This is a genomic window from Fusibacter paucivorans (assembly GCF_018390735.1).
Classification (GTDB): Bacteria; Bacillota; Clostridia; order Peptostreptococcales; family Acidaminobacteraceae; genus Fusibacter; species Fusibacter paucivorans.
In genome coordinates this window covers 48,049-69,555 of record NZ_JAHBCL010000014.1, presented here as the reverse complement: position 1 = coordinate 69,555, position 21,507 = coordinate 48,049, and the positions used below count along the sequence as shown (strand labels likewise).

Annotated in this window: 21 protein-coding genes; all 21 read left to right on the top strand. The window is 41.9% G+C overall.

From position 1 onward, the window contains the following. Positions 1–85: 85 nt before the first annotated feature. The 21 genes from KHM83_RS09500 (at position 86) to KHM83_RS09400 (ending at position 21,447) form a co-directional block, all read left to right on the top strand. Positions 86–1,693 (top strand): sensor domain-containing diguanylate cyclase, encoded by a 1,608-nt coding sequence (locus tag KHM83_RS09500; protein ID WP_213236773.1) that lies wholly within the window; start codon positions 86–88, stop codon positions 1,691–1,693. 125 nt (positions 1,694–1,818) lie between these two features. Next, positions 1,819–2,250 (top strand): MarR family winged helix-turn-helix transcriptional regulator, encoded by a 432-nt coding sequence (locus tag KHM83_RS09495; RefSeq protein WP_213236772.1) that lies wholly within the window; start codon positions 1,819–1,821, stop codon positions 2,248–2,250. A gap of 132 nt (positions 2,251–2,382) precedes the next feature. Next, positions 2,383–2,736 carry a carboxymuconolactone decarboxylase family protein gene (locus tag KHM83_RS09490; protein WP_213236771.1) on the top strand — a complete coding sequence of 118 codons (354 nt, stop codon included), beginning with the start codon at positions 2,383–2,385 and terminating at the stop codon, positions 2,734–2,736. 13 nt (positions 2,737–2,749) lie between these two features. Beyond that, the gene (gene lpdA, locus KHM83_RS09485) at positions 2,750–4,450 is read left to right on the top strand and encodes a dihydrolipoyl dehydrogenase (RefSeq protein WP_213236770.1); all 1,701 of its coding nucleotides are present in this window, start codon (positions 2,750–2,752) and stop codon (positions 4,448–4,450) included. Then, a complete protein-coding gene (locus KHM83_RS09480) occupies positions 4,443–5,420 on the top strand; it encodes a lipoate--protein ligase (protein WP_213236769.1) in 978 nt (325 codons plus the stop codon). The genes lpdA and KHM83_RS09480 overlap by 8 nt, the downstream gene beginning before the upstream one ends. Before the next feature lie 210 nt (positions 5,421–5,630). Further along, positions 5,631–6,506: an SDR family NAD(P)-dependent oxidoreductase gene (locus tag KHM83_RS09475; RefSeq protein WP_213236768.1), complete on the top strand. Its 876-nt coding sequence runs from the start codon at positions 5,631–5,633 to the stop codon at positions 6,504–6,506. A 404-nt stretch (positions 6,507–6,910) separates the two neighbouring features. Further along, positions 6,911–7,696 (top strand): response regulator transcription factor, encoded by a 786-nt coding sequence (locus tag KHM83_RS09470; RefSeq protein WP_213236767.1) that lies wholly within the window; start codon positions 6,911–6,913, stop codon positions 7,694–7,696. Between the two features lie 565 nt (positions 7,697–8,261). Next, complete coding sequence (locus tag KHM83_RS09465; RefSeq protein ID WP_213236766.1) at positions 8,262–9,092, top strand: SDR family NAD(P)-dependent oxidoreductase; 831 nt, start codon at positions 8,262–8,264, stop codon at positions 9,090–9,092. Positions 9,093–9,128: 36 nt separating this feature from the next. Continuing rightward, positions 9,129–9,638, top strand: coding sequence for a trigger factor (locus KHM83_RS09460; protein WP_213236765.1), 510 nt, complete (start codon positions 9,129–9,131; stop codon positions 9,636–9,638). Positions 9,639–9,794: 156 nt separating this feature from the next. Next, a complete protein-coding gene (locus KHM83_RS09455) occupies positions 9,795–10,685 on the top strand; it encodes a 3-methyl-2-oxobutanoate hydroxymethyltransferase (protein ID WP_213236764.1) in 891 nt (296 codons plus the stop codon). 451 nt (positions 10,686–11,136) lie between these two features. Further along, complete coding sequence (locus KHM83_RS09450) at positions 11,137–11,670, top strand: FMN-binding protein (RefSeq protein WP_213236763.1); 534 nt, start codon at positions 11,137–11,139, stop codon at positions 11,668–11,670. Continuing rightward, a complete protein-coding gene (locus tag KHM83_RS09445; RefSeq protein ID WP_213236762.1) occupies positions 11,654–13,288 on the top strand; it encodes a molybdopterin-binding protein in 1,635 nt (544 codons plus the stop codon). Before KHM83_RS09450 ends, KHM83_RS09445 begins: the two co-directional genes overlap by 17 nt. 31 nt (positions 13,289–13,319) lie before the next feature. Next, positions 13,320–13,871 (top strand): ECF transporter S component, encoded by a 552-nt coding sequence (locus tag KHM83_RS09440; protein ID WP_213236761.1) that lies wholly within the window; start codon positions 13,320–13,322, stop codon positions 13,869–13,871. Then, on the top strand, positions 13,858–15,354 hold the full coding sequence (locus tag KHM83_RS09435; protein ID WP_213236760.1) for an alkaline phosphatase family protein: 1,497 nt from the start codon (positions 13,858–13,860) through the stop codon (positions 15,352–15,354). Before KHM83_RS09440 ends, KHM83_RS09435 begins: the two co-directional genes overlap by 14 nt. Positions 15,355–15,400: 46 nt before the next feature. Continuing rightward, positions 15,401–15,928: a hypothetical protein gene (locus KHM83_RS09430; protein ID WP_213236759.1), complete on the top strand. Its 528-nt coding sequence runs from the start codon at positions 15,401–15,403 to the stop codon at positions 15,926–15,928. 29 nt (positions 15,929–15,957) lie between these two features. Continuing rightward, on the top strand, positions 15,958–16,650 hold the full coding sequence (locus tag KHM83_RS09425) for an energy-coupling factor ABC transporter ATP-binding protein (protein ID WP_213236758.1): 693 nt from the start codon (positions 15,958–15,960) through the stop codon (positions 16,648–16,650). Next, a complete protein-coding gene (locus KHM83_RS09420) occupies positions 16,638–17,300 on the top strand; it encodes an energy-coupling factor ABC transporter ATP-binding protein (RefSeq protein WP_213236757.1) in 663 nt (220 codons plus the stop codon). The genes KHM83_RS09425 and KHM83_RS09420 overlap by 13 nt, the downstream gene beginning before the upstream one ends. After that, the gene (locus tag KHM83_RS09415) at positions 17,284–18,021 is read left to right on the top strand and encodes an energy-coupling factor transporter transmembrane component T family protein (RefSeq protein ID WP_213236756.1); all 738 of its coding nucleotides are present in this window, start codon (positions 17,284–17,286) and stop codon (positions 18,019–18,021) included. Before KHM83_RS09420 ends, KHM83_RS09415 begins: the two co-directional genes overlap by 17 nt. Next, the gene (gene mobB, locus KHM83_RS09410; protein WP_213236755.1) at positions 18,021–18,788 is read left to right on the top strand and encodes a molybdopterin-guanine dinucleotide biosynthesis protein B; all 768 of its coding nucleotides are present in this window, start codon (positions 18,021–18,023) and stop codon (positions 18,786–18,788) included. Before KHM83_RS09415 ends, mobB begins: the two co-directional genes overlap by 1 nt. Further along, on the top strand, positions 18,775–19,467 hold the full coding sequence (locus KHM83_RS09405) for a BUD32 family EKC/KEOPS complex subunit (RefSeq protein ID WP_213236754.1): 693 nt from the start codon (positions 18,775–18,777) through the stop codon (positions 19,465–19,467). Before mobB ends, KHM83_RS09405 begins: the two co-directional genes overlap by 14 nt. A 309-nt stretch (positions 19,468–19,776) precedes the next feature. After that, positions 19,777–21,447, top strand: coding sequence for a peptide ABC transporter substrate-binding protein (locus KHM83_RS09400; RefSeq protein WP_213236753.1), 1,671 nt, complete (start codon positions 19,777–19,779; stop codon positions 21,445–21,447). The last annotated feature ends 60 nt before the right edge of the window (positions 21,448–21,507 follow it).

Sequence of the window (21,507 nt, the reverse complement as noted above, 5' to 3'; positions counted from 1 at the left end):
GTTAAAAAAGTCAGTGAGCTTCATGATGTTTTGGGTATATGGGAATTAGTTGAACCTGTATAAACGAAGTGTGATGGGGGCAGACATGAAAAATATTGGAAAAAAATATCTAAAACAGCTGATGAAATTGACAATGCTCTTTTTTATAATGTTTAGCTTTGCAGTAACTGTAATAGCTGCCTATTTTCAATATCATTTAAATGAAAAAGAAAAAGCAACCCTGATCGAGAAAGAAACGATGACTCTGGCGGCTGAGAAGGCAACGATTTATAATAAGTTAAATAAAATAACGAGTGATTTGCTCTTTCTCACGGATCACTTGAGACTTCACGATAGCGAAACAGATGATTTGTCAGAAGTCGTTGACGAATGGCTAGCATTTTCCAATCGTAAACAGCATTATGATCAGCTTCGATATATTGATGTTAACGGCAAAGAAAAAATTAGAATTGACTATAAAGATGGCGGGGCTGAGGTTGTGCCGGAGAATAAACTGCAAAATAAGCAAAATCGTTATTACTTCAAGGATACCATTGGCTTGAATGAGAACGACATTTATATTTCTCCTTTGGACCTCAATGTAGAAAATGGCGTATTGGAAGTTCCCATTAAACCAATGTTGAGAATTTCAATGCCTTATTATGATGATCGCGGAGAAAAAGCGGGCATTGTCATTATTAATTATGATGCCAATGATATGTTGGATCGCATTAAGAGCATTGCGAGTTTAAGCAGTGGCACGATTGCGATGCTCAATAATGACGGGTACTGGCTCTATCATCAGGATGACCCGGATTTAGAGTGGGCATTTATGTATGAAGATAAACAGGCAGAGCGTTTTGCCAATGCTTATTCATGTACGTGGCAAGCGATTAATCAGTCTTATGATGGTTATGTTGAAACGTCAGAAGGGCACTTCGTTTTTACAAAAGTAACGGCGGGACAAGATTTCTTGATTGATAATGCGGCGTACAACCTTATAATGGATGAAGCGAACTGGACGCTCATCTCAATGCTGGCACCCGCATCAAGTACATGTGTGTTTAATTTCACATTAGTTGCTTTAGTGCAAGAAGTTTTAGAACAGTATTTTTATCTCTATCTTGTTGCTTTAATAATCGCTTTGCTGCTTGCATCGCTAATGATGGTCAAACAGCGTGAAAAAGATCAAATGCGTTATTTCTCAACGTATGATCCGATGACAGGTGTTTTCAATCGCAGAGCAGGATTTGAAAAGATTAAATCAACTTTTCAAAAACATGCAAAGGGCAACTTAAGAAGCAGCCTTTGTTTCATAGATATCAACGGATTGAAAGAGGTTAACGATAACTTAGGACACGAAGCGGGTGACGAGCTCATTTTAAGTGTTGTGAAAGTGATTGAAGAAAAGATCGGAAAGACAGATTTTATAATCAGGTTGGGTGGAGATGAATTCTTAATTGTCTTTGTCGATCTAAATCTAGATGAAGCGGAAGCTGTTTGGCAGAAGATCATAGACAAGTTTCGAGAGATTAATCAGATGGAAGATCGGCGCTATGTGATAAGTGCTAGTCATGGCATTGAAGAAATTCGTTATAATCTTAAAGAGCATATTGATTCAATCGTTAATAAAGCAGATGAAAAAATGTACGAAGAGAAGCGAAACATTAAAGTAAATCTTAAGATTATAAAAGACATTTCGCTGCATAAATAATGTTCGTTTTAAACGCCGCACCGAATGTTTAAAACGTTACAATGCAGAAGGCGGCGCAATTGACAGACTGGTGACTAAACATGTATAATAGCGATGCAAAGAACCCGTTTGACGGAGGTTTACAAATGGCATTTGATCTTTTAAACTGTATTGCTTTTGTGACGTCATCGACTTCTAAAAATGTTACTGATGACTTCAATCGTCGCCTGGAAATGCATGGCTCAACACGCATTCAGTGGATAGCACTCTATTTTCTTTATGTTGCGGAAGTGCCCATCAGTCAAAAGCAATTAGCACAGCAAATGAATATACAAGCGCCGTCTGCGGCGCGGCTCGTCGATCGAATGGAACGTGATGGCCTTGTGGATCGAGTTGAGAATCCCGAGGACAAGCGCATGAAATTTATTCGGCTCACAGAGGCAGGCAAAAAAGTTGCTGTCGATTTAATGCCTGTGGGGCAGTATTTTAGCGATTTATTGCTGCGCGATATCCCTGAGCACGAAATTGAAATCTTTCTAAAAGTGCTTAATCAATTGAATCAAAATATTAAAGAATAACATAAGAAAATAAGCAGTGACACTTTACGTGCCCTGCTTATTTTTTATGTTATTGACATTTGCCAAATTAGTTAGTATAGTAATTGTTAGCATGATAAATAAATATCAAACAATTGCAAAAGGAGAAGAATGATGGCGAAGAATGTAAGGGAAATGTTGAATGATTTTGTAAATGGCATTGGTGAAATGAGAGAGACCAATGAGGCGGCTGTTGATGCTTTTATGGGACTATTGGGCGCTTCCTATGAACCGGGCGCTATTGATTTGAAGACAAAAGAACTGATCAGCGTTGCAATCGGCTGCTATAATCGATGTGAATACTGCATTGTATACCATAGTTACAAAGCTTTTGAAGCAGGTGCAACGCCAGAAGAAGTCAGAGAAACGGCCATGGTAGCAGTTGCTTTTGGCGGCGGTCCGTCAATGGCTTATTCTGTAACCTTGTTAAAAGATTGTATCAATGAATTCCAAAATGATTTCCAGTAAGGCGGCTTGACCAATGACCGAAATAATTTTAAAAAAATTGTATGGCGAAGACAAGCAGGCAAAGGTTGGTAAAATACTCATCAAGCCGGGGGATTTGATCAAGGCTGGCGATGGGCTTTTCAATGCAGAATCCACAAAGGGGAATTTCCTCGTCAAGTCGGAATACAGCGGGGAAGTGACAGCTGTATTGATTGAAGAAGGGCAGACAATTAAAATTGGCAATGCCATTGCCAAGCTGGAAGGTGCACAAAAATCAGCGGCAGATAAAAAATCTGGCAGTGGGTACAGCTTTGGGCTGGCAAAGCCTAAAAAAGAAGATATCCAATGTGATATTGCCATTATAGGCGGCGGCCCCGGCGGCTATGTAGCCGCAATTAGAGCAGCTCAGCTCGGCGCGAATGTCGTCTTGATCGAAGCGGACAAAATTGGCGGCACATGCCTTAATACGGGGTGTATTCCGACGAAGAGTTTTGTCAAGAGTGCACATCTCTTTGATGAGATGAAGCGATCGGCAGATTTTGGCATTCATGCTTCTGATTTAGCCATTGATCTGGCAGCGATTGTCAATCGGAAGAACAGTGTTGTCAGCAATCTCGTCGGTGGCATTGACTATTTACTAACAAAGTGGCAGGTAAAAGTGATCCGCGGGAAAGCGGTTATTGAAAAGGATTCTGTCATCACCGTCAAAAATGACAAAGTCGACGCGGTGATTAAAAGCGATAAAATCATTATTGCCACAGGTTCGTCACCGGCAAAACTGCCTATTCCGGGTTCCGATCTGCCTGTCGTTATGACAAATGAAGAAATACTGGCAATGACAGACTGTCCTCAGTCTTTAACCATTGTTGGCGGCGGTGTTATCGGTATGGAATTCGCCTTTATCTTCAATGCATTTGGATGTGATGTGACCATCGTAGAATTTTTAGACAATATTTTATGCAACTGTGATGAAGATGTCATTGATATTATTTTAGATGCATGTGAAGCGCGTGGTATTAAATGCTATACGAGCGCCTGTGTTGAAGCGATTGACGGTGAAGAAGGCGGTAAAGCAGTGGTCACCTTTAAAAAGGATGATCAAAAGCACTTTGTCGTTAGCGATAAGGTGCTGATGGCAGTGGGCAGACGTCCAAATCTCAATGCGATTGATCTTTCGGTACTCAATGTCTCATTAAATCAGCGCGGCAATGGGGTTTTGGTTGATGAGCATATGGCGACTTCTAATCCGAATGTCTATGCAATTGGCGATGTTGCCAATATTATTCAACTGGCGCATGTTGCAAGTCATCAGGGGATTGTCGCGGCAGAAAACTGTATGGGAAAAGACAGTAAAATGAGCTATGATGCCGTTCCGAGTGCTATTTTTGTATCACCTGAAATTGCCACTGTGGGCATGAGTGAAAAAAAAGCAAAGGAAACCGGACTGGCATATGGTGTTAGCAAATTTCCTTTTTCAGCAAACGGCAAAGCACTGAGCCAAGGCGAAACAGAAGGTTTTGTCAAATTAATCTATTCAGAAGATGAAAAGTGTATTCTGGGCGCGGCTGTAATCGGACCGGGTGCGACTGATCTGATCGCAGGTTTGACGTATCATATTGAAAACAAGACGGATTACCGAAAGCTTCAGCATACAATTTATGCTCATCCGACAACAGCAGAATCAGTTCACGAGGCAATACTCGGCATAACTGGGGAGGCGATTCACTTTGCTTAAGATTTATCATTCGCTGAGCAGGAATCCGTATTTCAACTTAGCGTTTGAATCTTATCTCGTTGAGCAGCATCGATCAGGTGAAGCTTATCTCTATCTTTGGCAAAATGAAAACACGGTGGTGATTGGCAGAAATCAGAATCCATGGAAAGAGTGCGACCTGACTTACCTTGAAGAAACAGGCGGGAAGCTGGCGAGGCGCATGTCGGGTGGTGGTGCTGTTTATCATGATCTCGGCAATTTGAATTTTACTTTTGTGACCGATAATGGCGAAGATCAAATTCACCAAAATATTGCCGTGATTATTGCTGCGTTAGGCGCCGAATTTGGGATTAGGGCTGAATTCAGTGGGAAGAATGATCTCATGGTAGATGGCTTTAAAGTGTCAGGCAATGCCTACTTTGCAGAGGAGGGCACTTTGTGTCATCACGGAACGCTTCTCGTGGATGTCGATGGCAATCGGCTTGGGAAACTCTTGACAGTTTCGAAGCAAAAGCTTCAATCGAAAGGGATCGATTCCGTTAGATCGCGCGTCAAGAATCTCGTCATGTTCAACCCTTATGTAACGGTCGAAGGATTGATGCGCTGTTTGGATCACGCGTTTATTACCGCGTATGGAGTAGCAGATAATACAACAGATGATCAAGCAGATTCTACAACAGCGCGTATCGTAGACATGATTGACGTTTTAGAAGGCGGCGTTGACACCCATTCGTCAGCTGTCATTCATCCGTTGATGCAGCAGTTTGAAAGCTGGGAATGGCGCTATGGTGCATCGCCTGCTTTCAATGTACAGATGAGTGAGCGGTACGCGTGGGGATCTGTTGACCTCTATTTGATGGTCGAAGACGGCATTGTTAAAGCTGTGAAAATTGCATCGGATGCGCTGGATGTCAATTTGCCGGAAAAACTAAGTGCCAGAATTGTTGGCGCTCCTTTTGACGAAGCAAAGATAAAAGCACTAATGGCATAATGGATTAACCGTATCACCAAAGTCTATCGTTTAAGGCTAAAGCAAGCCATGACACTTGCTTTGGCCTTTTTTATGGTTGGAGGCAAATTTTTTACAGCCTAGTGAAATGGGTATAGAGAAAATATTAATTTGTTTGACAACCATTATGAAAAGTGTTATATTTTCAATATAGACCACATGGTCTATAGTTGCATGGACGGAGGCGATATTATGGAGAAAATATGTTTTATTACAGGTGGGAATGCAGGTATCGGCAGAGCCGCGGCAATACAAATTGCGAGTAAAGGTTACCGTGTTATCATTGGATGCAGAAATTTATCAAGAGGTCAAGAAGCGGTGGCCTATATAAAGCAGATAAGTCAATCAGAAGCAGTTGAACTCGTTCAAATTGATTTAAGTCTTTTTCACTCGATTGAGCAATGTGCCGAATACCTGCATACGCATTTCGATCATATTGATGTCCTCATTCATAATGCCGCTATATTTGATATTGCTCAAAAAGAACCCATATTTTCATCAGAAGGTCATGAGACGATCTGGATGACCAATCATATCGGACCGGTTTATTTGACATCTCTTGTTCAGGATCTGGTCGAAAAGAGTGATGATGGTCGCGTTATTACGATTGCGTCTAAGGGGTTGCTGGCAATGCCGGGATTGCGCATTAACTTGGAAGATCCTGAATTTCGAAGGCGTCACTTTTCAGTAACAAAGGCTTACTATCAATCAAAACTCGCACAGATAATGTTTACCTATTGGCTTTCAAGTATGCCTGGCATTACGGCTAACTGTATTAGAGTGACGGCGGTTAAAGTGGACTTGGACAGACATCCCAATCTTTCGAGCTTTCAAAAATTAGTTTACCGCTTGAAATCTAAAAAAACGATTACGCCGGAACAGATGGCGGAAACTTATCTCTATTTGGCGACGGCGCAGGATTTGATGCATGTTAGCGGCAAATATTTTGATGAACATGGTCAAATTATTCACTCGGGGAAGTATACCTGCGATCAGACGGCCATTGAAAACGTAAAATCTTTAACGGAAATGTTTATAAAGGAGCATACGCATAAGTTAATGCAGTAATAACAGCCGAATCATTAGAATGGGTTTGGCAATACGATGCATCGGAGGCGGGCAAGGAACTGCCATGGTGATTGAAAAGATCAAATAGTGTCTCAAGTTTATGATTTTCCTCATTAAAAGAATGCTGTCAGCTGCATAACTGACAGCATTTTGCATGTGCTCTTTAGAGTGATCTAAAGCTTTTTAAAGGTCGATACAGATAATTGCTGTAAGTGAAAGTATAAGATACATCCGATTATGCAATTGCATTAAGTTTGGAACTTCGTTATAATTAATAGTAATCAACTGATTATGTCAATCAAAAAACTACATAGAATCTTTCCAGTCGAATAATAACATTAATTAATTGTTTCAAGAAATCAGCCAATTATTTAACGAAAATCGCAAAGAAATGGAGTAGAAATATGGTCATGAATTATCCCCAACAGTTACCTTGGATGAAAATAAATGATTTTTTACTCTATATAGAGTCCTTGTCAGATTCAAAAAATTTTTCCATGCAGGTTATTCAAAAATTACATACATTGATTCCTTACGATCGATTTAGTGTTTTTTATGTGGATTCTAATGGAAAATTAAATGATGCCACCATAATGGGTGCAGATGAGGGCTGGATAGAGCGCTATTTTGATTATTATTCCAAGTTGGAACAAGGGAACTACTCATTATTGGAAAAATTAAATGATGGCAGTAGTTCTAAAATAAAAGTAAAATCGCGCGACTGGACGGAGAGCAAACCCAATGAGTTTATTACAGACTTTATACGCCCACAAGGCATTAAACACAGCGTGGGGATGATGTTGCACGATGTAAACGATTATTCCTGTATTGTCTTTACACTTGAACGCACAAAGCTGAGTAAATACCATGCTTCTGATATTGATACACTTAGCATTGTTCAGCCTCATATTGAAAACCTCTATCGGAAAGTACTTGAAAACGGTCCTAAAATCAGCAAAAAAGACAAATATGCAAAGCTGCGCGACGTACTCACAAAACGTGAAGTGGAAATTGCAGGTTTGTTATGCGATGGTATGACGCCTAGAATGATTAGTGGTAAGTTATATCTCAGTTTGTCGACGACGTATAAACATATAGCCAATATCCATACGAAGCTTGATGTGTCTAATCGTCAGGAATTGATTTTAAAATTGATTGAAATGAAAGACGGCATCTACCAGCAATCTTAGGACGGCTCACTTTGAAGCATTGCCAAAACTGATTTAAAAGCAATCAAGATTAAATGATGCAAATGCATCCAATAAGCATAAAACATATTTAAAATGGTTAGGGTATAGAAGAATGTTCACACAACTTGTTTGTGTTGATATTCTTTTTTTGATTTAAAGGCCATCTGCTGGGGGTGACGGTTCTTAAAACCGTTACCCTTGCTTTTTGTATTTGATGGAAGTTGACCTAAGTCGTTTTGAAAATAAATACATAGTTCTTACTATTTTCAGTAAAATTAATAAATTTTATAATGAATGTATAGAAACCTGTACTTTAGAAAATAACGACAAAATAGGGAAAACCAATAGCGCAAGATGCGTTTTGGCAGCAATAGATGTATGGGATACGATGAAAAAGGCTTCAATTGCCTTGGGGAGATCAAGGCTAGTCGCGATAAAAATTCGTCATGGCATAGGCTGGTGTTTAGAAAAGGTTTTGTGGATTGCTATTACAAAGGGTGGCAGTATTACCGATATATGATCTTCAATTTAAGCGGTTATAATTTTAAGAAGGGAGTGTTGTTTTATGGCTAACAGATTAGACGGAAAAATTGCAATTGTTACAGGTGCCGGTGCAGGAATGGGTAAAGCGACGACGTTTGCATATCTCGAAGAGCATTGCAAAGTCGTTGCAATGGACAACAAGAAAGATCGGTTGGAGGCATTGGAAAAGGAAGTTGAGGAGAAGGGATTTTCTGATAACTTGGTTACGTTTACTGGAGATATAACGGTTAATGCCGACTGTGACAAAGCGGTGGATATCGCGGTCAGTACCTACGGATCGCTTAACGTATTGACGCATTTTGCCGGTGTGATGGATTATTTTGCGACCGGCGAAGAAGTATTAGACGAAGACTGGGATTATGTCATCGCCAATAATCTAACGGGTACGATGAAAATTTCACGTGCTTGCCTTAAATATTTTCTGCCAAATGAAATTAAAGCGAGCATGATTTTAGTCACATCAAATGGTGCGATTCAAGGCAGTACATCTGGGGTCGCTTATATTGCATCCAAAGGCGGCGCGCAATCACTGGCGCAGTGTCTGGCTTTTGAGTATGGGCGAAACGGTATTCGCGTCAATACGATTCAACCGGGGCCATACATGACGGCTATTTGCATGGATCCTGCATGGGGGCCAAAAGCAATGCAGAATAAAGGGGCTGCTATCCATAGGGGTTCTGGCTACAATAAGAGCGGTCGTGACTGGATTTTATCGGGTGACTGGGTGACAGATCAGTATGTTTCTGCTGATGCCAAACATATCGCTGGCGGTGCTGTCTATTTGGCAAGTGATGAGTCGGCGTTCATGAACTCGGCGGTACTGAGAATTGATGGTGGAATCTGCTTAGGCTAAGCATTGATATTAATGGATGGAGGAAAAGCAACTGCAATGGGAATAGTCGTTAAGCATTACAAAGGTGTTGAAGTGACGCGAATGAAAAACGCGGTATCTGAAAAAAAAGCTGAAATACAAATAAGGGATGCAATACTCGATAAGATTCTCGATGCAAATGATATTGACATACCACAGAATGTCATTGATGAAGAGGCGTCGCGAATGGCGATGGAAAGGCAGCATCAAATGAAGTACGAAAGCTTGGCAGGTACTTGTGATTTTGACTATTTCTATCCTCGGGAAGAAGATATGGCCGAGTTAAAAGAAGAGGCGTGCAAGTACTTGAAGACGGAAGTTATTCTGAGAGGAATTATTGATGCAGAGCGTTTTGAAGTTACAATAGATGAACTGGAAGCAGAGGCGCAGGTAATTGCTACACGCGAACAGATCAGCATTGAAATGGTCAAAGATTTTCTTGGTGAAAATTTAGAGTCGTTAAGAAATGATTTGTTAATCCGCAAAGCGCTTGATTTTATCTATGATAACGCTGTGATCCAGATGTAATGATGATATCGTTCTGTTTATGAAATGCTTATAAAATATTAGCGATTTGCCGTCAGAAAAGAGCTTTCAGCAAATAAATGCACAGGTTCTACGGAAAAGTCTTTAAGGCGCAACAAGAAGCGCCCAATAATCTATTGATTGAAAAGGAGATAAATCATGGCTGAAGAAAAAAAAGATGTTCAAATTAATTCGGAGGACAAAAAAGTTAAATCGTCAAAGATGGTAAAAGGCCGTAAATCAATCGCATATCTTCAAAAATGTAAAGATGAAGGAACGCCGATTGTTCAGATGTGTCCTGCCAATAGAGATCAGTTTTTTACAATGGCAGCGGAAATGGCTGGCTGTGATATTTGCCGTTTGACTGTACCAGCTGAAAATACATTAATGTCTATCGAACATGCACCATGGTGGATTCGCACGGTTAGAAATGCGGCAAAATACATTCATATTAACTTCTATATGCAGACACCAACATTTGCATCAAAAGAAAAAGCACTCGAATACGGTTCAATGTATATGGCGGAAGGCGCTGATTCATTATTGCCAATGGGTATCAATAACGAAACGCTCCAATATATGGCAGACAATCATCTCGTGGTATTTGGTCATGTCGGTGCGCTTTCAGGATGGCAAACAAGCAGACACGGCGGCTACAAGCGCCTTGGCAAAACAGCTGAAGATGCAATGAAAATTTTCCGTATGGCATATGAATACCAAGAATGCGGCATGATGGCGATGACGATTGAATTAACGCCAATTGAAGTGACAAATGCCATTGCGAAAAAGTTGCGTGTGCCGGTTATTTCAATCGCAGCCGGCGGCGCTGCTGACGGTTGTGAAATGGTTGACTTCGATACATTCAATATGATGCCTTCACTCGCTTCTCATGCTAAAGTTTATGGCGATTTCTTCAAGTGGTCTGCATCGGCTTATGGCGCTTGGGCAAATGATGTTCGCACAGGTGCGTATCCTGAAGACAAACACGGTTTTCACATGGAAGAAAGTGAACTCGAAAAATTCTTGAATGCACTTGAAAAAGTAAAATAAAATGATTGAACAACCGCTTTTACGTTTGAAGCAGATATCAAATTGTATCGCGTGAAAGTGATGACAGTATTAAATTTAAGATGTCCTTTTGAAAAGGACATCTTATTTTGATGCCTACAAAGCTAGAATATGCTTTGGATCTATTGAAAAGCTGAGAGATGAATGTAACATTAAAGCTATTGAGAAATGCGTCATCAAAGAAGGTGCAGGGAATAGCGCTGCATGGCTGTTCATGCAAAATGCAAGTACAATTGCATGGGAACGGTATCAAATGGGAGAGTGTTGAAATTTATATACTGAAAGTGTATACTAAATAAAATGATCAATAGCACTTGCATGACAAGTGTATGAATACATATACTGCAATCCGTCGAATGTCATGATAATCTGGGAATAAAATGATTTGACAGGGATTGTAATAAAGATTGGGGTTGATAAGATTATAAAAAACTTGGGCAAAGGAGCAGGGCTGTATACATTTCTATGTATCCTAGCCTTGCTCTTTTTTGTTGTGGGAAAATATGGAAATAATCCATCGAGCGCACCGGAAGAACCTTCTGTTTTTACACCAATATTTTTAGAATATGACCAGCAATATGAAGAGAGACTGCCTGCATTTGAAGATGCGAAAGTACATCGAGTGTATAAACTGGCAGAGGGGCGATATGGTTTTTTAGTAACTGAAATGGGTTATGAATCCGAAATCCTTTTTTTCATCGAAGTGGGAGAAGACGCCATTGAACACGTTGATGTACTTTCTAATCAGGAAACAGCAGATTATGGCGGTTACGTGACAGAAACGTGGTTCTTGGACCGGCTTTTGCTGTCGACAGAGGAAAAGCTTAAAGTGGTTCGGTATCGAAAGAAAAATGAAAATGAAGTCGTTGCAATCACAGGTGCTACGCAAACGAGTAAAGCAGCGGTTAAAGCAGTCAATCGCTGCATTGACAAGAGGGGAGATATAAAAAATGACGAAACAATTTAGAAGGATATTAGTTTTATTAATGACATGTGCCATGCTGATGACAGGATGCCAATCAGCAGACAGCCAAACCGCTAAAACTGCTGAAACAACCTCGGCTCCTGCGGCGGCTGAACAGACGACAGAAGGGGTATCACTTCATTACGAGGGCAGTTTAAAATTTACCGGAATGGCGGAACCATTTGAAGTCGCTTATGACGATATCTACGCGATGCCTTTTGTTGAAACATCGGTTCACAGTGTCTCTTCAAGTGGTGAAGAAGCAGATAACACCGTTAAAGGTGTTCTGTTGGAAACAATTTTAGCCGAACACGGCATGTCACAAAAAGATTTTAGTACCATTCGATTGATTGCAGGCGATGGTTATGCCATTGATGTTACCGCTGATCTATTAAACAATAAGGACATCGTGCTCGCCTATGAATTTGACGGTGCGGCACTGGAAGAGAAAGAAATGCCGCTGCGTGCCGCTATTGATGATGTTCGAAGCATGTATTATGTTTCTAATCTCGTTGAAATTGCTGCAATCAGCGAAGGTGTTGAAGCGATGGAAAGCGTTCCGGCAAGAATGGTAATGCTGGAAACGGCATATGCCAGCGGCATTGAAACGGAGCCGTTCACCTATTATGAAAGTGAAGATAAATCTGTTTTAATGTCAGATCTCGTCGATGCCTATGTATCGGAAGGCAAAGGAAACCCGGCGTTTAAAGCGAATGACGGTTTTGAAAAGTCCGAAGATTATGACGTGGTTTACAACGGTTATTTGAAAATAACTGGTGAAGATGCACCGCTGTTTACTGGCAAAGACCTGCCAAAGGGCATGAATGTCAAATCGGTAATGACACTGGGCGTTGGCGATACAACTTTTATATCAGTAGGTTCAGCGCTTGCGTATGGTCAAATGAACGGTACGGTGGGTGACGTTGAAGGGATTAAGCTTATTGACGCTTTAACAGCGGCGGGGATTGAAGGCGATCTGTTCAAATTTTCTGATAACACAGGATACGAAGTTGAAATCACAAAAGAAGAGCTGGCGAGTGGTATTCTCAGATTATCTGATGACGGTACGGCGGCAGCGAAATTTGATGAGAGTATGCCTAAAAAATACAATGTTAAGCATTTATTGACTATTGAAGCTGTGGCGGGTGAAGCAACGATGGAGGCAGCAGATGTATCGGAGACGACTGACACGGCAAACGTCAGTACAGAGGGCACTGATGGCGATGCAGCAGTTGAACTGCCGGAATGGACGGTGACATTTGACGGCTTAAGCGATGGTTCGTTTGATCTGACCAGTGAAAAAGCGGCGCGTAAGTTGACGCTTATCAGCCTTCATACGGAGCATACAAAGAATGATGAGAAAAAACCAAATGACTGGGAAGGCTATCGTGTTTTAGAAATGCTCGAATTTTTACATGTTGAGGATTTCAGTGCACTTGTCATCACAGCTGGTGACGGTTATGAAGTCGAACTGCCAAAAGATCAAATCGATGAGGATACAATTTTGGCGGTCATTAAAAACGGTGAACCGGTTAAAGCGGACAATCTTGTACAGCTTGTGCAAAACACCGAGTTTTCAACAACATGGGTCAAAGGTGTTGTGAAAATTACCGTGAAATAAAGTCATTAAATCTGGGTGGTAGGTAAGAAGTATGCGATTACTAAAATATTTCAGGGTATATGATTTAATTCTTATTGCGTTGATGGCGACGCTTGGCATTGCTGCTAAGCCAATTGTCGTCCCCATCGCACATATGATTACCGGCCCGCTCTTTATACCGGGAGGTGCCGTAGCCGGGGGACTCTATATGTTTTGGATTGCCCTGGCTGCCGGGCTTGTCGGAAAAAGAGGGACAGCGACGATGACGGCGTTTACACAAGCGCTCATCGTGATTGTTACGGGTGCTTTTGGCAGTCATGGCATCGTGAGTGTGATAACGTATACACTTCCGGGATTTGCCATTGATGCTGTCTTTTTCATTATTCGCCGCCGTTGGGAAACGATCGGCGATTTTTTCCTCGCAGGGATTATTGCAAATCTGGCAGGGACTTACCTGTCTAACCTGGTCTTTTTCAGGCTGCCGCTTATACCACTACTGATGAGTCTCTCATGGGCAACGTTGTCCGGCGGGATCGGTGGACTGATCGCGTACTCTATTCATAAACAGATTAAAAAATTAGAGGGAGTACATGATGAAACGTAATCAAATATTGGTCATCGTATTTTTAGTGCTCATTGGGATGCTGTCTGGATGCCAAGTGCTGCATTCGGAAAAACCGATTGGTATGGCGCCGGAAGGCCTACAAGTACTGGGAGATGTTGCACAGTTTGGCGATGTGACAGTGTATTGGGATACACTGACGAAAGAAACCGTTGTTTTTGATGAGAACGATTATACTGCTATTCCAGCTGAGATGCTTATTGCCGCATTTCAACCATTAGAGGGTACGCGTGAAGTTGCTTTGATTGCCGACGACGGCTTTATGGTGAAGCTGCCATATGATACATTGACAGATACTTACATTGGTTATCGTGAAGAGCTGGGCTGGTGTTACCTCACTGAAAAACACCCTGTGAACGCGCGCATTAAGCATATTCGTGAAATCATTGTCATCGGCGATGATGCCGATGCAGTTGGAAAGTCGGGGCTCAACATCGTGACCAAAGAAGCCAATGTGCATTTGTCTCTGGGAGAGCTGTTGGCAGGTTCGTATTGCAGTATTGCCTTTCTAGACGGCAGTTCCAATCTGGATGGGCTCGAAATTGATGTAATGAAGCGCAAAAAGTGTATTCGATTATCTGATCTATTAACAGATGCCGGCAGCACACTTGACGTCAGTAATCTACTGATAATGGATCGAGAGGGCGAACATTATTATGAGTCGGTTTCAGACGGCTATTTTGAAGTTGAAAATCAAAAAATCAACTATATCAGCACAGATCTGCATACTGTCATTCGAGATATTTACGGTGCTGTGATTAATCCGCCGGCCGTTTCAAACCGTGATAATTTTGATGACAGTATTCACTATCTCGAGAAGGGGCAAAAGGTTGTGACATTGTTCTTAGATGGCTTTTCTTACACGCAGTATGAGGCGATAAAAGCGACGCATCCCGATTGGTTCTTGTCGCAGCTTGAAGCTGTTCAGATGGCGACAACGGTGTATAAACCAGTAACCAATGCAGGATTTGCGGCGATGATTACAGGGGAAGTGCCGGCTGTCAACGGCGTTTTTGATCGATCGTATCGAATGATCAATTGCGGGACGATCTTTGATCGTACAGCGTCTATGGGGCGCTCAAGCGCCTTAATTGAAGGCGATATTAAAATTCTCGATATTCAAACCAAAACCTATTTAAATACAGATGATAATGGCGATGGTTATACGGATGATGAAGTCTTTGAGCGTGCAAAAGCACTGATTGAATCAGGAGAGCAGCCGGATTACTTATTGGTTCACTTTCACGGCATTGATGATGCCGGTCACGATTATGGCAGATTTCATGAAAAGACGCTACAGCGCATTGAAGCCGTTAATGGTTATGTGAAAGAACTGCGAGCGTTGATGTCGGCAGAGACCAAAGTTGTGATCACTGCGGATCACGGTATGCACGATACGGCAGACGGCGGCGATCACGGCGATTTTAGATATGAAGATCTCATCGTGCCGTATGCGATTGATTAGGTCGGAAGTATGCGCAATAACGCGTCTACGCAGTACAGGAGGGTATATGAAAAACAGGCAGGCAATTATTGTTGCGGGTGTTATTGGTATTCTAGCGCTCGTCATTATCGTCACAACATGGATGAGTAAAGGTGATATCGAAACCAAAAGAGCACTCAATAATGAAGCGGCTTTTAGCGTTCAGTATGAAGGCATTGAAATGAAGACATACGACATGGCAGCAATTGATCAGTTGGGACGCGAAACATTTACAGCTAATTTGAAGTCGAGCGGTAAAGATCCTGTAGAGCATACCTATGAAGGTGTCCTGTTAAAAACGATTTTGACGGATTCCGGTATTGATCTAGAGACAGTTGAAGCAGTTGTCGTCTATGCAATTGACGGTTACGCCGTTTCACTTAGCACGGATAAATTGATGGAAGATGACAATGTCTATCTGGCGTATATAAGAGATGACGCGCTAATTGGTACGCGAGAAGAAGACGGCGATGGGCCTTATCAAATGATTATTAAAAAAGATCAATTCAGTCAATACTGGTGCAAATACGCCTACAGCGTATCCGTTAATGAATAGTTTTAGAGAATGGTGAGAGGGGTGTGTTATTGACGGCAATTCAACTTGAGGCACTGACGTTTCAATACAATAAACGCAAAAAGATATTGGATAATGTCAACCTATCGATTGGAAAGGGTGAAGCCGTCGGCATTATTGGGGAGAGTGGTGTTGGGAAAACAACGCTGCTTCGGCTTATGAACGGCAGCTATTTCCATGAATATGAACGTCAGATCAAAGGCAGTATTTTTATTGATGGTCAGCGCATGGCAAAAGAAGAGGATTTTTTTCAAAAAATCGGTACAATTTATCAAAATCCGGATAACCAGATTATCTTTTCAAATGTAACCGATGAGCTGGCTTTTGGCATGGAGAATATGTGCATTAGTCCGGAGATCATGAGAAGCAAAATAGATGAAGTGTTAAAAATGCTTGCGATCGAACATCTCCGCGACAGGAACCCCAATACACTTTCCGGTGGGGAAAAGCAATTGGTTACCGTTGCGGCAATTCTGTGTCTCGACATTGGAATCCTTATTTTGGACGAATGCATGGCGCAAGTGGATGCCAAAGGCAAAGTGCTTATCACAGAAGCGATTCGGCGCATGAAAACGCATCATAAGACAGTTGTGATGGTTGAGCACGATTATGAAAATTTAAGGCCATGCGATCGTATCTATAAAATGGAAGCGGGCAAATTGCAAATGGTTGCTAAGGAGGATTTGAAGTTATGTCCTATATAACTTTTAAAGATGTCGGCTATCATGTGCAAGGCAAGTACCTGTTTCAAAATGTAAACTTGTCATTGGGGCGCAACAGTTTTAAGACCTTAGTGGGGGCAAATGGCGCGGGTAAAACAACATTTTCCAAAATGATGATCGGTATGATTAAACCTTCTGAAGGCGTAATCTTATTGGATCAAAAAGATGTTAATGAGTATAAAATGTATGAAATTGGCAATCAAGTGGGCTATTTGTTTCAAAATCCAAATGTTCAGATTTTTGCGCCGACGGTTAGAGGCGAATTGGGGTTTGCGCTAAAATACAAGGGGGTTGATCAAGCGGTTATCAATGCGAAAAGCGAAATCATGATAGACCGTTTTTCCTTGAGACACACGCTGGATACGCCCGCTTACCATTTGAGTCAAGGTGAAAAGCAGCGTCTTGCACTTGCGACGATTCTTATGAACGATCCCAAGTACTTGATTCTGGACGAACCGACAACTGGATTAGATCAAAAGCGACGCCAAATGCTAGCGGAGGTGCTGCTCCAAATACATGCAGAGGGGATTGGCATTTTACTAATCAGCCATGACCACGATTTCATCCGCAAGATGCCAACGGAAGTATTCACCATTCGAAGTGGGAGGATTGCCAATGAAACAGGAATTTGATCCTAGAGTAAAATTGCTTGCGGCTACTGCGATTTCCACGGTTGGTGTTCTGAGTGCGAGTCCGGTACTCTCACTTGTCAATTTTCTCGTCGGTCTGGTAATGTGCAGCATTTTCAAGGTTAACTTGCTGAAAATAATACGAAAGATGAAGCGCTTCCTCGGTGTGTGTCTAGCACTAATCGTTATTCAGAGTTTATTTGACAGAAGCGGCAGTGCGATTTTGCTCATTGGCAAAATAACGATTTTGACAGATGTCGGGATGTACCGCGGGATTAATTACCTCTTCAGAGTGTTGATTATTCTGATTTCGGGGATGATTATTTCAACATCGAGTATGAAGGCCACCATACAAGGATTCGTACAGTTGGGGCTGCCATATGAGTTCGGTTTTATGGTGGGCTTGGGGATTCGTTTCTTACCGCTTTTAACCGAGGAAATTCGCAATACCTATGTGTCCATGGCTTTAAGGGGGATCGATGTCAATCGTTTGCCGATCGCCAAGCGCTTAGCAATGATTGGCAGTCTTTTTATTCCCATCGTCTATGCGACGCTGCTCCGTGGGAAGGCACTTGCAGAATCGGCGCAATCCAGGGGATTTGTTATAGGAGGAAAACGGAGTACATTTGAAAAGCTGAAATTTGGAAAACATGATTATATTGGAGCGGCGACGATCACGCTGGTCTTTGCGATGCTCCTCGTGTCAGAAAGGCTGGTGTTTTAATGAAAGTATTTGCTGTCGTCGGTTATACGAAGTCTGGCAAGACGACGACGATTGAAAAGATTATTGCAACGCTACGTAAAAGAGGCTATACGGTTGGCTCTGTCAAGGATATTCACTTTGAGGCTTTTCAGATTGATTCAGAGGGAACGAATACAGATCGCCATAAAAAAGCGGGCTCGCAACTCGTCACAGCGCGTGGACTGTATGAAACCGACATCCTTTTCCAGAGGCCGCTGGATTTATATGAAATGGCAAAATTTTATGACACCGATTATCTTATATTAGAAGGGTATCGCGACGGCAATGTACCGATGATTTTAACGGCTGACTGCATCAAGGATTTGGATGAGCGCTATGATGGGAGAGCTTTTCTAGTCTCTGGAAAAATTGCCGACAGCATCGATCATTACCATTCGCTGAAAGCTTTAAGCGCACTTGAGCATACCGAGGAAATTTGCGATATGATTGAGGCGACCGTCTTTGATTTACTGCCGGATTTTGATTCGGATTGCTGTTCTGCATGCGGGATGACATGCAGAGAACTCTGTACGGCGATCATTAGAGGTGAACGCAAGCGAACCGACTGTGTCATTGACGATAGTATCATTGACTTGAGTATCGACGGCGTTAAGATCCCAATGGTGCCCTTTGTTCAAAAGATTCTGCACAATGCTGTTATTGGTGTCGTATCTGAACTGGAGGGCTATCAGAAGGGGAGTACAATAAAGCTTTCGATAGGCGGGGAGTTGAAAAGTGAAAAGCATTAAACAATTCGAATCGAAACGCAATCGCGTGTATTTGATGCAGGATGCGCTAAAAAAATGCCTCTATGTAGAAAAGCATTTTGCTGACGAGACGGCATACCGTTTTGAAAAGGACGTTTACATTCGCATTGGAGCGAGTACATCGCAAAAGCTCATCCCCGAGATACTGTCTTATTCAGATGATGAATGGATTTGCCGCTATGCATATATTGAAGGTATGACAGTGCTTGCGTATTTGGAACGATGTGAGACCTTGGGAGATGAAAAAGCGGCGACGGCATTGCTGCATCAATTGTTTGAATGGTTGATTGCCTTTTATTGCGTTTACGATGAGGCGACCAATGTATCCAGCGGCAGTGCAGCGCTTGCAGATTTGAATTTGAAAAATTTTGTGTTCGCGAATGACGGACGCGTTTTTGGAATTGATTTTGAAGAAATGGCTTATGAAAATAGAATGGTTTCGATGATTCGGCTCATCGCGATGTATCGACAATACGCACCAACTGATAGTTTGTTTAAACAGGCGGCAGTCAGAGCATTTCTGACAGAATCAACGCTAGAACAATTGGGGGAAATAGGAAATGTCGATTTAACGGCATTGATGTACGATGCCATATATCGTTCGGAAGTCGCTAGAATACAGCATAGACGAGATGGAAAACGTCTGTCAATTAGACGGTGAGAGTTCTTTAAATGAGGACTCTCATTTGTTTTTTGAAAGAGATTGCCAGTCTTTTTATGTTTGTTTGACGATCAAATAAATAACAGTGAATCCAGAAGCTGTATGTACAGATGCGAATACTTTGCATTGAATTATCTTGACATAAATAGACAGGAGTATATAATTATTTCATAAGAGGATGGGGTCTGGTGCTCAAAATTTGTTAGAAATGTTCTTGATAAGCCAACACTTTTAGGCAATATTGACGATGATTTTTGAGTAATTAAGAGTTCATTTTTTTGTATTTTCTTATAAAGAGAAGGGGGAACTATGAAAAAAATTATTTCGCTGCTCACCGTATTGGCACTGTTATTCAGCTTAACGGCATGCGGCAGCAAAGAGGCTGAACCGGCAGCGGCAACACCGGCAGATTCGTCAACGGCTTCAGAGACAGCAACATCTGAAGACGCTGCAAACATCTTGAAAGTACAAGTTGAAGTTGAAGTCGCTTCAATGGATCCACAAATTGCAACAGACGGAACATCATTTGAAGTGATGGGCGCCGTCACAGAAGGACTCTATTCTGTTGACGCCGCAGGGTCTCCGATCTTAGCAATGGCAGAGAGTGTTGATAAGAGTGAAGATGGCATGAGCTATACCTTCCACTTAAGAGATGCAAACTGGTCAAACGGCACACCTGTAACAGCAGACGATTTTGTCTATGCATGGAAACGACTTGTCGACCCAGCAACCGCAAGTGAGTATTCCTTTATCGCAGAAATCGCAGGGATTAAAAATGCAGCAGCCATTATTTCAGGCGATGCAGCAGTTGATGAACTCGGCGCTGTCGCTGAGGATGACAAGACACTGGTTGTCACACTGGACTTCCCGGTTTCTTACTTTGAATCGTTAATGTCATTTAACTCATTCTTCCCGGTAAATGAAGCATTCTTTACTGAAAAGGGTGACTTATTCGGCACATCACCAGATACAATTTTAGCAAATGGACCTTTCAAAATCTCTGCCTATGAACCGGCAGCGACAACGATTGAACTCGTTAAAAACGAAGATTACTGGGATGCTGATGCCGTTAAACTCGACGGTATTGAGTATCAAGTTATAAAAGAAGCGCAACAGACAATGCTCGCATACCAAAACGGCGACATTGACATAGCAACCCTTGCAGGTGAGCAAGTAGAGCAGTTCCAAGCGGATCCTGAGTTCCATAACATCGTGGCAGGATATCTTTGGTACATCTCTCCAAATCAAACCGTTGCCGGTCTTGAAAACGTCAATCTGCGCAAAGCCATTGCACTTGCTTATGATAAATCTGCAATTGCTAAAAACATTTTAAAAGACGGTTCGATTGCGGCAAACTTTGCTGTGCCAACTTTACTGGCAACTGGTCCGGACGGCAAAGACTATCGTGAAACCGCTGATACTTACCTTGAAACGGATAAAGCATTGGCACTTGAATACTATAATACGGCCAAAGCAGAACTCGGGGTTGACGAATTCTCATATACATTAATTGTTGAAGATACAGAAGCTTCGCAAAATGTAGCACAATTCATCCAATCAGAAATTCAAACAACACTGCCTGGCATGACGGTTACCATTGAAACAATGCCTAAGAAAAACCGTGTTGAAAGAATGCAAGACGGTGATTTTGAACTTGGCTTAACAAGATGGGGACCGGATTATGCTGACCCAATGACTTACCTTGACATGTGGACAACGGGAAGTTCAAACAACTACGGTTTCTGGTCAAATGCTGACTATGATGCCATTATTCAATCGGCTAAAAATGGTGAATTGGCGCTTGACCTCGATGCACGTTGGGCAGGCCTCAAAGAAGCTGAAAAAATGGTCATGGATGAAGCCGTCATTTTCCCTGTTTACCAAAGAGGTAATGCCGTTATGATTAAAGGGAATGTAACCGGTATTGAATTCCACTCAGTGGGAATTAATCGAATTTACAAAAATGCTGTTAAAAATTAGTCGTTAAATTGCAGCCATAAGAAGCAATGCCAATAACAGTGGCTGCGTTTGCAGCCACTG